This is a genomic window from Nocardia sp. NPDC050630, from assembly GCF_044457245.1.
Lineage (GTDB): Bacteria > Actinomycetota > Actinomycetes > Mycobacteriales > Mycobacteriaceae > Nocardia.
Window position 1 is genome coordinate 1 of sequence record NZ_JBITGN010000039.1, and the last position, 12675, is coordinate 12675.

Sequence of the window (12675 nt, forward strand, 5' to 3'; positions counted from 1 at the left end):
CGGAGAACTGATGTCCATCAGCCCGGAGATCTGCTGTCCGCCCAGCCGGACCCGCCGAATCCATCCGCCCGGATGTCCCGATGTCCGTTGACAACGCACCAACAATCAGGTACTGGCGCATCATCAAAAACCTCTGGGGTGAAAGGTATCTCGCCGCACCGTCGCCGCTGGAGATCGAAGAACTGGTCGAATCACATCGCTGCAGTGCCCCGGGTGCGGCCAACACGCGCAAAGTCGCGGCACGTCATCCAGTTCGTCTGGACCGAGCACCCGCAATGCACATCCGTGACCGCTCGAATTCATCCTGAATCGACGCCAGAATCCCACTGCCCAGTTACCCGAGCAAGCTCCCTACGATCAACAGCTCGGACCCGGTAGAAAAGGATGGGTGCGGATTCCACCGCCTGGATCGTCCGGACACTACTTGAGCCGGAATTCCGGCACCGCTGTCTGCTGCCGGATCAGGGTGGCCCGTCATCGGGGACCCGGTCAGGGAAAATCCACCCACCGATCATCGCCGGCTCAACGAAGAAGCGCCAACGAATTTCAGTGGATCGGTCAGGCGGGCAGGCTCGATGAAGCGGCTTGGAAGTGCCTGCACCACATCCCGGGTCGACTCGGAACCCAATTTGCGCGACCTCTAAGCCTCGATCCACGGATGCGGTTTCTCGGTGGTCCGCGCGCCTGCGGCGCGCGGCTGGCCGGGTTCCGATCGTCGACGGCGCATACACTCGCTCGAACACTCTGCTCATGCCGCCGCTGCGCAGCACATCGACATCGTCAATACTGTCCGCGCCCGCGCACATCCCCGCAATCAACGTGGCCAGCTTCGGGCCCGGATTCGTCGACCCGGACCTGATCCGCGGCTCAGCGATCGCCACCTCCTGAGCCAGCAGCTCACCCAGCCCGGCCTGCTCGGCCAGCCGCATCACCGGCACCAGACCGGCCAGCGACACGAGATTCTAATCATCGAACACCGCTGACTCTGCGGCGAACCTGTGCGGAACTTGCACCCGAAGTGCCCTTCCGAAACGGGACCGATCACTCCCTAGACAATAGCGATCATCCCAGCTCGAAGGGCATTTTTCTCATTCACAACACACTAACGGGCATAAGCCCGTCGGTGGATCGAGGCTAAGAGGGTGGGTGTTGTCTCATGTCGTATTCCTGCGGTCTCGGGGTGGCCAGCGCGGTCGGATGCCGGCTCTCGAAGAGCGTGACCTTGGCAGTGTCCCTAACCTCGGCCAATCATGGTAATGGCGCCTCGCGTGGGCCAGGAATGGCGAAAGGTGCTCTGACCTGCGATAATTCGACTTGCGAAGGTTGAATTGATCGAGGTTTTGGAGCACCTTTCTGGTGAGTGAGTCTATCTCCCCGTATCCGCGGCTGGTGGTTGACGGTGATGGTTCGGGTGTGGTGCCGCAAGCGGCTGCGTCGCTGCTGCTATGTACTGCCGAGAAAACCGGGGTTGATCCGGGGTTTGTCGGAACGGTTGGGGCCGTGGCGCAAGCCGATGGCTATCCACGACCCGGGCAAGATCGTGCTGAATTTGGCGGTCTGTCTCGCGGTCGGTGGTGACTGCGCGGCGGATCTGGCGCTGTTGCGGGCCGCCCCGGGCGTGTTCGGGCTGGTGGCCTCGGATCCGACCGTGTCGCGGACGATCACCGCACTGGCCGCCGACGCACCAAAAGTGTTGTCCGCCATAGCTTCCGCGCGCGTGGACGCGCGGGCGCAGGCGTGGAAGCTGGCCAGGTCGAACGCCCCCGATCACGGCATCAGCATCGATAATCCATTGATCATCGATCTCGACGCCACGCTGACCGACGCGCACTCGGAAAAGGAGAACGCCGCACCGACATTCAAACGCGGCTTCGGTTTCCATTCGCTGTGGTCGTTCATCGACCATGGTCGGATCGGCACCGGCGAGGCGGCCGCACCAATGCTGCGGCCGGGCAACGCCGGCTCCAACACCGCCGCCGACCACAAGCAAGTCCTGCACGAAGCCCTGCTCCAGCTGCCGTGGGCGGTGTCGTGGCGGATCGGGCGAAAGGTGCTGGTGCGCAACGATTCCGGTGGCGGCACCCATGACTTCCTCGACTACTGCCACCGCCGCCGGGTGCAGTACTCGATCGGATTCACCCTCACCGACGACATCGTCGACGCCCTCGACACCCACCTGTCGCCCGGCGACTGGACCCCGGCCTACGACACCGACGGCGAGGTCCGCGACGGCGCCTGGGTCGTAGAGGCCACCGGCATCGCCGAGTTGACCGGATGGCCGCCCGGGATGCGCTTGATCGTCCGGAAAGAACGCCCACATCCCGGCGCGCAACTGCGGTTCACCGACCGCGACGGGCTGCGGTTGACCGCGTTCGTCACCAACACCAGCCGCGGCCAGCTCCCGAATCTGGAACTGCGCCACCGCCAGCGAGCCCGCTGCGAGGACCGCATCCGCGCCGCCAAGGACACGAGCCTGCGGAACCTGCCGTTCCACAGCTTCGACGCCAACCGCATCTGGCTCGCGCTCGTCGCACTCGCACTCGACCTGACCGCCTGGATGCAGACCCTCGCCCTGCACGACCACGACGCACGCCGCTGGGAACCGAAAACCCTACGGCTGCGGCTGTTCTCGCTCCCCGCCCGCCTGGCCCGTCACGCCCGCCGCGTCCACCTGCGCTTCTCAGCCCACACCCCATGGACCAGCCTCACCGTCACCGCCGCCACCCGCCTGGCAGCGACCTGACCAGCACCAACCGCCCTCACAACCACCGAAAGGACCACCACCGGGCCGTGGAACCCGGCAGCCAACCCGCTGACACGGGCCGATCAACCACACCCAGCAGCCCCAATATCATCTGAAAACACCAATCCGAACCCGAACACGCCGGGCCGCAGGCCCGACGAAAAATCGAGGCTAACGACAAGTGAATGAAACCTGGAGTGGGTATCGCTGCGGGGTGCTGATTAGGTGCAGTAGTCGGGAGTGAAGACTCCGACAGATTCCAATTCGGAGTCGTCGTCATGCAGGTTGGTGGCGTAAAGGGAGAATCCGTGGGCCCGGAATTCCAGGATCGCGTCGTGTTCGACGCCTGTGATTCCTAGGTCGTCGAGGTCGGCGATCACTTCCGGACAGCTCCTTTCGAGCAATAACACCTCCTCGATCCAGACCTCGGCGCGCGGCACCGCCTCGATCAACTCCAGCCGTCCGCAGCTGTCATAAGTCAGCAGAAGGCCTTGGCTCTCGAAATGATCGCTCAACGGGGCGTCCAGGGTCCGGTGAAAGGACTCGCAGGACCCGAGGCGGGTACGCAGTTCATCCCGGTGTTCGCCAACCCTGACGATGTCGAGTCCTCGGCCAGCGAGTACCGTCACTGTCAACGTCACGTCGCCTTTCCGCCTTTCCTGACTCACTGGCATTCAGCTAGCGGCCACTACACCCTGAACCGTCGACGAGTGAGAGACCGGCTTCGGTTTTAGACCAGCGCCGGTCGGCGTGGTGGTTGTTGAGAATAGTACGCGGCTTCGTATTCGGCCGGGGTCAAGTAGTCCAGCCGTGGGTGAAGACGCGAGTTGTTGTACCAGTCGCACCACTCCGTGAGCGCGAACTCGACCTCGGTGAGAGTCTTGAATGGGCCATGCCGTCCCACGGCCTCTGTCTTGTACAGGCAATGCCGCAGCGCCGACAACGTGGAATTCGCCACTGCCGAATGGGTGGGCTGGTTTAATCACCGCCGCCTCTACCAACACTGCGACGACATCCCACCTGCAGAAATTGAGGCTGCCCACTACGCTCAAAATCCAGCCCAGCAACCCACTGAGCTGTCACACCAGTAGGTCTCCGGACTCACCGGGGAGATTCACATCGAACCCTATCGGGCTTGCGGCACCGAATACCTACGCGCTACCGATGCCGTGAGGCTGCTCGGCTGATTACACTCGCCGTGCTCAGGTATCCGCCTGGCCAATGCAAACCGGGCTGAGGAGATTCTAATAGTGGGTATTTCTCAAATTGCGGCAGCAAGTGTTTCCGCGATTGGCGTGGTGGACAGCGTCGACCTCGCGATACCGGCGGGTGTGGACGCACTCAGGTCCTGACGACGGCCGTGCAACGGTAAGGCCGCGGCCCCGGCGCTCCCTCCTTCGAGGTGGTGACTTCTTCAATCTTTGACCGAACGGCCCAGTGATGCCTGCGGTCATCTATGGCTTTGAAAGAGCTGCCTCCCTTGCAGAAGTCGTGATGTGGGTGGCGAGTTCTCGACGTGCACCAAGCCGATCCATCAGTGTCGCCCCGACCGAATATCGGCCCGGTGAAGATCCGATGTGTCTGCGGCGCAGCGTGAAACTCGATTCGGCTTGTTCGAATTGTGAGATATCGACAGGGAGAGTAATTTTGAAGACGCTCAACGGCCAGGGACTAATATGGTCCAGGAAGGTCATGCCGTCCACTGTCTTGGCGGTCTTCGCGTTGTGCATGCTGACCGGCACCGCATCTCCAGCGCAAGCGCAAAGCAGAAATAATTACGGTGCTATAGCGGTGTCGCCTTCCACCGGCTATTACGGCTGGTCTTACGACTACCCCAGCTACGTTGCCGCTGAGGCTGCTGCGGTAACCAACTGCATCACTCACGGTGGTGCCTCCGACTGCGATTCGAAGATATCGTGGCGTAACGGCTGCGGTGCGCTTTCCACGTCCCGTAACTTCTATGGCTACGGTTCGGGTGCAAGCCCAGCGGCCGCCAAGTCTCGCGCCATGGCCAATAACCCGGAGCCCGCGACCATCGAACACTGGAACTGCACCAGCGGCTACACACTGTGATGCAGCCAGATCGATCAATTGTAGACTTGGAAGGACATACGCACGTGAAGATCCATTCGATCCGTGCCGTGCTGGTCGTAGTTGCGCTCGTCGCCGCAGCGCTATCGTCGACCGCTTGTGGCAAATCCAACACAAATTCAACGATTGTGTCCGGTGTCTCTGCTACATCGGTATCTGCGTCGGGCAATGGTTTCGAGGACAGCAGCAAGAGCCCAGGAAAGGACCAGGGCGGCAAAGCTGCGCCAGCCACGACACCGCCGAATCTGCCCACTCCCACGGCACAAGAACTCAACAACAAGCTCAACCAGGCTTTCGACAAGTCAGTCCCGAGCAAGGACAAGATCGCCTGGATCGAGGACGCCGACCGAGACCCCGAACTGGTCGACAAGCTGGCCGATGCCGCACAGAAAAGCGGCGTGAAAGTCACTATCACCAGGGTCGAGGATCCGAGCAACGGCAAGCTGAAGGCCGATGCCGACGTCACCATCAACGGCACTCCGGTCAATGGTGCCAGCGTCCCGTTCGTCGCCAGCGGCGACCAGTGGAAGGTTGACCACCAATATGCCTGCGGCATCGTCAAGCAGGCGAAACTCGACTCGGCAGCCTGCCAGTAAATCCGCCACAGTGTTGGGGCGGCTATTACGAATCGCCAGGCGAAGTCCAGAGCATCGGAGGACCAGGTTGGTCGGATTCTCGGCCGCGTGCCAAGAACTTGCCCGATCTGAATGACGTTTCCCGGTGAATTTCTGACGACGCAGATTCGCGTTTGCGGTGCACGTCTATCGAGGTCGGGAGCATGTCGGGGAAACAACCTGCCAGACGGCGGGTGCTATGTGCATCATTTCACGCAGGTAAGGAGTTGAGCTGTTTTGGAGCACGAACCCTCTTTGGATGTCGATGCCGAAATCGTCGGCATGACACAGGTAACGATATATTCGATGGAATCGCGCCTGTTCCTCATGCGCACCATGCGATTCATGGCAGGCGAGGTCGGAATTCGTCAATTCTTGATGGTTGGAACCCGCTGGCCTGAGGTGCAGAGTACCTACGAGATTGTTCGGACCTTCGCGCCGGAGGCGAAGCTTGTCTATACTTCCGACGATCCTCTGGTGCTCGATCATGTGCAAGCACTGCTTACAACCGATGACCGAACTACGACCTGCATTTCCTCGGACCTCGGCAAACCGGAACGGATTATTTCCGAGGTAGGCGCGTCATTGGATACTACCGAACCGATCGGGGTGATGTTTATGGGAACCCTCGGGCATATTCCCCTCCCCACCCATATGCTCCACATTGTGCGCACCATCATGGCTGCGATGCCGTCGAGCAGCTATCTGGCGCTGTGGGACGGCACCACGGACAGCCAGTCATATGTCGCGTTGTGCGAAGAGTACGCCCGAGCCAGTGGCATGCCTTACTATCCGCGGGTCCGGGATGAGATCCGTGCGGCCTTCGACGGTTTCGAGCTCGTCGATCCAGGTTTCGTCTCCATCGCCGAGTGGACGGCCCGCCCGGCGAGTACTTCCCAGCTGGTCTCCGCCTACGGCGGCGTCGCTCGCAAACCGTGAAACATACACCCGCCCGAATCACCTAGCCCCGGTGGACGACGACGATCAGCGGTAACTAGTTTCCCGCCATTGGGCTGTCGCTGATATCGGCTCGCTGGCGCGAGAACTCCGATTCCTGACACACAAAACCCGCTTGAATAAGAGCCTCACCGCTACAAGCGGATTCGCGGACCGCGTCGAGGAGGCTGCCGAACGCGACAAAGACTAACATCAACAGACCGCGCTCGGGTTGTTCCGTAAAGGTGTTCCGAGAACTGTTCCGATGAGCCCCCTCATATGGAACGATCGTACGGTGATCGAGCCCTTCCGCGTCGGATTCGTGCGCTGCTCCACCGACGAACAAGAGGCTCCACCGACGAACAAGAGGTCGAGATCCAAACCGGCCAGCTGATCGCCCTTGGCGTGCCACGCGAACGGATCTTCATCGACAAGGGATTCTCCGGCACCACCCGCCGCAACCGCACCGGCCTGTACACCGCAGTCACCTCCGCCGCCGCAGCGGTCACGGACCGGCAGGTTGTGCTGACCACAACGAAGTTCGATCGGTTCGCGCGCGATGTGGCCGAGGCCGGCGAGATCCTGACCAGTCTGCGCGAACGAGATGTCCTGTTCGGGTTCGGCAGACAGATCGACGACTGGGCCGACCCGTTCGGCAAGCTGTTCCTGCAAACCCTCGCCATGGTCGCCGAATTTGAGGCCAACCTGAACCACCTGCGCACTCGCGAGGGCATGGCCAGGGCCCGCGCGAAGGGCCGCCTCACGGGCAAACAGCCGAAACTGCCTCTGGCAGCACGGAAAACGATCCACCGCCGATACCACGACCCCCACGACGACGCGAGCCTGGTCGACCTCGCCCAGGAGTCTAACAAGACGCTCGGCTAGCTCTCGCCACTGCCCGCAAACTCGCCAAACCTTCGACCCATCAAAAGCCTTCGAACAACTCGCCGCCACACCGACGGAACGCTCGGCCGCTTGACAGTGACACGCTTCCAGTGACCTCGCGGTCCTTGACTTCGCCGAGGGCCCAGCCACTTTGAGGCGACATTGTCACCTTTCCGTTGACGGTCGGGAGTGGATTCTTGGCGAAGATTCCTGGGTCCGCAGGGCTGGTTCTGGTCGAGGGTGTGCGGCATCTCGACGAGCCTGCGGCGGTGTTCGAGGGCATGCTGGCGGGCTGGGCCAAGCAGCAGGCGGCGCGGATGTTGGGACAGACCACGATTGATCCGCGGATTCAGCTGGTGCGCCGGTTCGTGGAGTTCGCCGGTTCGTATCCGTGGGCGTGGACTGCCGGAGACGTGGAGGAGTTCACGGTGTCGCTGACCTCCGAGGCCGGTGGGTGGCTGGCGGTATCCACGATCCGCGGCTACCACCTCACGTTGCGGATGTTCTGCGACTACCTCACCGATACCTGCTACGAGTGGGTCCGTCAGTGCCGGGACCGGTTCGGGCAGGTACCAGTGCAGGTCTGCCACGAGTGGAACTCCGTCGCTCATCTGACCGACTACGAGGGACGGCCGGGCCGACGGCCGTTGTCCTACGGCGAGCTGCAGCAGCTGTTCGACTACCTTCGACGACCGGGTGGAACGGATCGCTCGATCGGGCCGCAAGGGAACGCTGGCAGCGCTGCGGGACGCGCAGATGATCAAAACGGCATATGCCCACGGCCTACGCCGGAATGAATTGTGCCGGTTGGATGTGGTGGATCTGCGGCCGAACCCGCACGTTTCCCGAGTGGGGCACCTACGGGTCGGTGCGCGTGCGCTATGGCGAGAGGATGATCTGCCCAGCCCGCAACGGATTTTCGAGGCGTGCCTCCGGGGCGGAGCAGCCACCCGACTTGTGGCTCGACGACGACTCTGTCACGCAGTCCGTGGGAGCTGCGCTCGTCCGATGGTTCGCAACGCCGCGGCAGGTGGCGTTCGGACATCACGGTGACACCTGCTCACGTGGGTGACCGGGGGATAGACATCGTGCTTCCCCGACCCAAGCATCCCGCAGGACTTCGGAGTGTCAGATTCCAGGTCGATCGAGAAACCCTCACCCTCGGCTACGCGGGCGTGTACTCCTCGTTCCTGCGCCACGCCGAGATCGCCGCGCAGCGGTACGGCATCGACGCCCGCACCCTGCTGCTCGAGGTCGGCCGCCGCCGTCTGGTCGGCGGACAGGAGGACATGATCGTCGATATCGCCCTGGACCTGCTGCGGGAGCGGGACGCAGTCGCGGCAGACTAGCGGTCGGCTCGATATCTCCCGTCACGACCCATCATCGAAGGAGATGCCCATGGCCGCGCCTGCTACCATCCATATCCCGATCGGCGGGGAGCAGCTACACGCCTGAACGTGGCGTTTAGGAAGGGGCGGCCGGTATCCGGGATCGCGCGGGGCGAGGCGGCGAGCCGCACTCCGAAGCCCATTTGCATGTTGGCGTCATTGATCTGCCCGCGGTAGACATTGCCGGGTAGGTCGGGGTGATCGACTCGGCTTTCCAGGCCGAGTCCGTAGTGCAGCGGCTGCTGCCGTGTCACGAATCCCCGATTGCTGTGCGTCGACCCTTCCCAGTTCTCACCATCGTCCATTTCGAAGACACCGGACGGGGAGAAGGTCAGCATCGCGCCCTTCTTCCAGGCGTCCTTGACCTCTTGCGGCGCATTGCGATTCACCAGGACCCACGTCCGCAGCTCGGTCTTGTGCGGGCCGAGCGGCTGCCAGGTGCGTGTTCTGGCCGGGCAGGAACGAAAAGTTGGGGAACACATTGGCCGAGCTGACCGAGCCCACCATCTTCGCCCGGGTCGGGCCGAGCCGGGCCTCGAACGCACCTCGCTGCTCGCGCAGGTAGCTCACGATGCGTTTGTCGCCGAGCGTGGCCGCGTTGCCAACACCGTCGAGGTTGAATTCCCAGCAGTGACCGTTGACATTGACGTGGTAACTCTCATTGACCTCGTCACCGAGCGTGGCCACCGGCCCGTCAAGCATCGCCTCGGCGCCCGAGGCGTGCGTCCATCCGGCGTGCAGCGCGTCACCGGCGAAGTTCTCGGCGGCGATCTTCCAATTGCAGCCCAGGATCGAGGAGATGCAGCCACCGGCGAATTCCGTTCCGCCGGAGTCGTTGTCGAGCATGACGTCCAGATAGAACGTGAAATCGCCGAGGAATTCGGTGAGCGGGGGTGCGGTCGGGTCGAAGGTCGCGAAGAGCAGGCCCTTGTAGCTGTCGACCTGGGCCACCGGGGTCAATCCCACCCGGGATCGATCGAAGCTGGGTTCGCGGTCGTAGGAACCCGATTCGTGCATGCCGCGCAGTGATCCGTCCAGGCCGAACGACCAGCCGTGGTAGTTGCAGACGAATCCACGCGCGACCCCGACCTCCGCCGAACAGACACGGTTGCCGCGGTGCGGGCAGCTGTTCAGGAACGCCCCCACCCGGCCGTCGCGGTTGCGGACGACGATCACCTCGTCCTCACCGACCCTGGTGGTGAGGAACGAACCGGCCTGCGGGAGCTGGCTTTCGTGCGCGATGAACACCCAAGCGCGAGCGAAGATCCGCTCGAGCTCGAGCTAGTAGATCTCCTCCGACCAGAAGATGTCGCGCGGCAACCAGCCCGCGTTCAACAGGTACGGGTCGACCGCCGCCGATACCGATTTACTCATAGTTCGTCACTTCCATCGCTCCTGGTCCTGCGCACGTAAATCTGGGCGTCTTCGACCGAGACCGCGAAAGCCGCCAAGGCCTGGGTGGCCGGAAAACACAGCGCACGACCGGTGCGGATATCGAATTCGCCCCAGTGCACCGGGCAGACGATCGTGTGGCCTTCCAACTCGCCCTCTGACAGCGAGGCGGTGGCGTGGGTGCAGGTATCGGCGGTCACGTAGATCTCGCCGTCGACGCGGTAGATCAGCAGCGGCGGCCAGCCTTCCGGAGTCACACGCATCATGTCCCGGCCGTCGAGCACACTGACCGGCCCGAGATTGCACGCCGCCGAGGTACTGGTGGTCATGAGGGGATCCGTTCCACGACTCGGCTCGGGACGAGCTCGGCGAAGCCGAGACCGGTAATCCATTCCGGCACAGCCTCATAGGCGATGACATTGCCGGTGCACGGGCCGAGCGCGGCCATGGCAGCGACGAAGTTTCGGATCTCCTGACCACCGTTGCAGCCGTTCTCCAGGATGTACTCATCGCTGAACGAGACCAGGGTCTGCACATCGCCTGCGGCCACGAGATCCAGGATCATGCGATCGAATTTCTCGTTCACCCGGCCCATGTCGCCGGTGCCGACCCAGTGGCTGATCCCGCCGCTGCCGATGACGACCACCCGCTCCTCGCCGTCCCAGCTCTCCACGGCCGCTTTCAGGTTCTGCCCGATCTGTGCGGCCCGCCGCAACGGCAGCAGCGGCTCGACGCCGCAGGCCAGATAGATCGGAACCACCGCGAGCTCTGCGTCGGCGTCGATCCGGAAGTACGGGATCGCGACCGAATGGTCAACGGTCAGCGAATCGGCTACCGCCCAATCGATTCCGGTGCGATGCCCGTGACTCACCAGATGGCGCGCCAACGCCTTGTTGTCCGGAAATCGCCGCTTGCGCATGCCCGGAAGACGTTCCAGCGGCCCGTCGACATCCCCGCTGCCGATCAGCGCCTGCGGCAGGCAGCCGGGGCCGAAGAGCAGGTAATGGTCGGTGCCGATAATGATCAGCGTGGTGGCCGCGAGATCCGCGACCCGCCTTGCCACTTCGGCGTACGCCTCGGCGATCCGCTCACGGACCGCCTCGGCCGGCGCCTCCGGATCGGTGAGGACCATCGGGTCGTGCGGCACGAGGAAGCCGCCTACCAGCTCAGCCATTCTTACGGTCCTTCCGAATCGAGAGGGTATGGCCGCATTGGAGTTCGGCCAGATAGCCGGGCAGGCTCCGATCGCCGAAGGTCATCCACAGCCCCCACAGCAACATGGGATTCGCGGCGTGGTCCCGCAGCGCGGGGAGGTCGATGCTGGCCACGGCCGCGTGCTCGTCCGGGTCGAGCCGGTATCTGTCGAGGAATCCGGAGGTGTCGGAGACGAAGCTGTCGCGCGCCTGTTTGCCGGCGACGATGTCGTAGAGCGCCTTGTCCATTCCCGATCGGCTCATCTCACAACCTGCCCAGGAAATCGCGTACCTCGCAGAGGAATTCGTCGCGCCGCTCCAACTGCACCCAGTGGCCGCATCGCGAGAACACCTTCAGGTCGGCGTTGGGGATATGGTGCGCGGCGCGCCATGCCAGCTCGACCGGGATGACGCGATCCTCTCTCCCGTGCAGGACGAGCGTCGGCTGCGTGATGGTGCGCAGCGACGCTTCCGGCACGCCTTTGACCGGTGTGCCTTCGGGGCCGGGCTCGGGGATGAGACGCCGGTAGGCGTCCTGCGCGCCAGCACAGGCACTGGCCTCGTACCGCTCCCGGACCATGTCGTCGGTGACCAGGGCGGGGTCGTGTGCGAATATCCGTAGGATCCGGCGCATCTCGGCTTCGTCCGGTTCGTAGTGCCAGCCGGATCGAAGGCCCTCGGTCATCTCGAAGGTGCCGACCGGAGTGCCGAGCAGAACGAGCCCGTCGACCCGCTGCGGGTGCTTCAGCGTCGCGGCGAGGGACAGGCCGCCGCCGAAACTGTTGCCCAGCAAGGTGGCCGAGGCCACCTCGAGCGCGTCGAGCAACTCGACGAGTTGCCGCACCCAGAGCTTGACCCCATACGTGGTGTTCGCAGGCCCGATCGAGGCGCCGAAGCCCGCGATATCGGGTGCGATCACCTGGAAGTCGCGGGCGAGCTCCGGGATCAGGCGCGACCAGTTCGCCTGCGCCGAGACCCCCGGGCCGGAGCCGTGCAGCAGCACGATGGGGCGGCCCGAGCCCGCGGTCAGGACCGTGGTCGGAATTCCGCCGGCCTCGACGACCCGCGTTCGCGTGAGGTCCCGGTCGGCAACGCGGTGCGGCATACGCGCAACCTCCTCCATGCATTCGATTGATTGATAGGACTGGTTGCCGCCGGAGTCAAGAGGTGCGAGGACGGTCAGTAGGGATTCGACAGCAGCCGCCGCGCCGGGATCGATTCCAGAATCACGCATCCGCCGCCTCGTCGCCGGGCTCTGCCCGCCGCCAGGCAGGCGTCAGACCGGTGGCATTTGCGACACGGCCTGGCCCAGGTGCCCGAGAAGGCGGTCGCCGCCCCACAGCGCCTGTCGGGCGAAAGCTGGGACCGAAGCGGCAGCTGTTGACTCACGAACACACGACGCAAGAGCGGTGACGGCCATTCACGGCCTCCTC

12 protein-coding genes and 4 pseudogenes are annotated in these 12675 nt (G+C 63.5%); 8 read left to right on the top strand and 8 right to left on the bottom strand.

The genetic code is table 11. The features are described 5' to 3' along the window. Positions 1–704: 704 nt before the first annotated feature. Positions 705–956, bottom strand: a pseudogene (locus ACIBG0_RS40680) (IS1380 family transposase); the annotation flags it as partial. Positions 957–1356: 400 nt separating this feature from the next. Here ACIBG0_RS40680 and ACIBG0_RS40685 point away from each other — a divergent pair. Continuing rightward, positions 1357–2743: pseudogene (locus tag ACIBG0_RS40685) on the top strand (IS1380 family transposase). Positions 2744–2964: 221 nt separating this feature from the next. Here ACIBG0_RS40685 and ACIBG0_RS40690 read toward each other — a convergent pair. Beyond that, positions 2965–3384 (bottom strand): hypothetical protein, encoded by a 420-nt coding sequence (locus tag ACIBG0_RS40690; RefSeq protein WP_397040712.1) that lies wholly within the window; start codon positions 3382–3384, stop codon positions 2965–2967. A gap of 89 nt (positions 3385–3473) precedes the next feature. Further along, complete coding sequence (locus ACIBG0_RS40695; protein ID WP_397040714.1) at positions 3474–3701, bottom strand: IS3 family transposase; 228 nt, start codon at positions 3699–3701, stop codon at positions 3474–3476. On the opposite strand from ACIBG0_RS40695, the pseudogene ACIBG0_RS40700 reads away from it, so the two are divergent. From ACIBG0_RS40700 to ACIBG0_RS40730, 7 genes and pseudogenes are all read left to right on the top strand, one after another. Further along, positions 3673–3834: pseudogene (locus tag ACIBG0_RS40700) on the top strand (IS3 family transposase); the annotation flags it as partial. The gene ACIBG0_RS40695 and the pseudogene ACIBG0_RS40700 sit on opposite strands and share 29 nt — an antisense overlap. Before the next feature lie 601 nt (positions 3835–4435). After that, positions 4436–4816, top strand: a complete 381-nt coding sequence (locus ACIBG0_RS40705; protein WP_397040716.1) for a DUF4189 domain-containing protein — start codon at positions 4436–4438, stop codon at positions 4814–4816. Between the two features lie 44 nt (positions 4817–4860). Further along, positions 4861–5430: a hypothetical protein gene (locus ACIBG0_RS40710; protein WP_397040718.1), complete on the top strand. Its 570-nt coding sequence runs from the start codon at positions 4861–4863 to the stop codon at positions 5428–5430. Positions 5431–5685: 255 nt separating this feature from the next. Then, positions 5686–6387, top strand: a complete 702-nt coding sequence (locus ACIBG0_RS40715) for an SAM-dependent methyltransferase (RefSeq protein ID WP_397040719.1) — start codon at positions 5686–5688, stop codon at positions 6385–6387. Between the two features lie 276 nt (positions 6388–6663). Continuing rightward, complete coding sequence (locus tag ACIBG0_RS40720; RefSeq protein WP_397040721.1) at positions 6664–7269, top strand: recombinase family protein; 606 nt, start codon at positions 6664–6666, stop codon at positions 7267–7269. Between the two features lie 197 nt (positions 7270–7466). Next, the gene (locus ACIBG0_RS40725) at positions 7467–8066 is read left to right on the top strand and encodes a hypothetical protein (RefSeq protein ID WP_397040722.1); all 600 of its coding nucleotides are present in this window, start codon (positions 7467–7469) and stop codon (positions 8064–8066) included. A gap of 273 nt (positions 8067–8339) precedes the next feature. Continuing rightward, positions 8340–8618 (top strand): annotated as a pseudogene (locus ACIBG0_RS40730) (4-hydroxy-2-oxovalerate aldolase); the annotation flags it as partial. A 330-nt stretch (positions 8619–8948) separates the two neighbouring features. On the opposite strand, the gene ACIBG0_RS40735 reads toward ACIBG0_RS40730, so the two are convergent. The 5 genes from ACIBG0_RS40735 to ACIBG0_RS40755 all read right to left on the bottom strand — a co-directional run bounded on the left by ACIBG0_RS40735 (position 8949) and on the right by ACIBG0_RS40755 (position 12476). Beyond that, the gene (locus tag ACIBG0_RS40735) at positions 8949–9905 is read right to left on the bottom strand and encodes a Rieske 2Fe-2S domain-containing protein (protein ID WP_397040724.1); all 957 of its coding nucleotides are present in this window, start codon (positions 9903–9905) and stop codon (positions 8949–8951) included. 122 nt (positions 9906–10027) lie between these two features. Continuing rightward, on the bottom strand, positions 10028–10378 hold the full coding sequence (locus ACIBG0_RS40740; protein ID WP_397040726.1) for a non-heme iron oxygenase ferredoxin subunit: 351 nt from the start codon (positions 10376–10378) through the stop codon (positions 10028–10030). Further along, positions 10375–11223, bottom strand: a complete 849-nt coding sequence (locus ACIBG0_RS40745) for a hypothetical protein (RefSeq protein ID WP_397040728.1) — start codon at positions 11221–11223, stop codon at positions 10375–10377. Before ACIBG0_RS40745 ends, ACIBG0_RS40740 begins: the two co-directional genes overlap by 4 nt. Then, on the bottom strand, positions 11216–11506 hold the full coding sequence (locus ACIBG0_RS40750; RefSeq protein WP_397040730.1) for a hypothetical protein: 291 nt from the start codon (positions 11504–11506) through the stop codon (positions 11216–11218). The genes ACIBG0_RS40745 and ACIBG0_RS40750 overlap by 8 nt, the downstream gene beginning before the upstream one ends. 1 nt (position 11507) lies before the next feature. After that, positions 11508–12476 (bottom strand): alpha/beta fold hydrolase, encoded by a 969-nt coding sequence (locus tag ACIBG0_RS40755; protein ID WP_397040732.1) that lies wholly within the window; start codon positions 12474–12476, stop codon positions 11508–11510. Between the last annotated feature and the right edge of the window lie 199 nt (positions 12477–12675).

What these genes read in the sequence shown, in the direction of transcription:
- ACIBG0_RS40705 (WP_397040716.1), top strand. Translation starts at nt 4,436, where the DNA reads ATGCCGTCCACTGTCTTGGCGGTCTTCGCGTTGTGCATGCTGACCGGC.
- ACIBG0_RS40720 (WP_397040721.1), top strand. Translation starts at nt 6,664, where the DNA reads ATGGAACGATCGTACGGTGATCGAGCCCTTCCGCGTCGGATTCGTGCG.
- ACIBG0_RS40740 (WP_397040726.1), bottom strand. Translation starts at nt 10,378, where the DNA reads ATGACCACCAGTACCTCGGCGGCGTGCAATCTCGGGCCGGTCAGTGTG.
- ACIBG0_RS40745 (WP_397040728.1), bottom strand. Translation starts at nt 11,223, where the DNA reads ATGGCTGAGCTGGTAGGCGGCTTCCTCGTGCCGCACGACCCGATGGTC.
- ACIBG0_RS40750 (WP_397040730.1), bottom strand. Translation starts at nt 11,506, where the DNA reads ATGAGCCGATCGGGAATGGACAAGGCGCTCTACGACATCGTCGCCGGC.
- ACIBG0_RS40755 (WP_397040732.1), bottom strand. Translation starts at nt 12,476, where the DNA reads ATGCGTGATTCTGGAATCGATCCCGGCGCGGCGGCTGCTGTCGAATCC.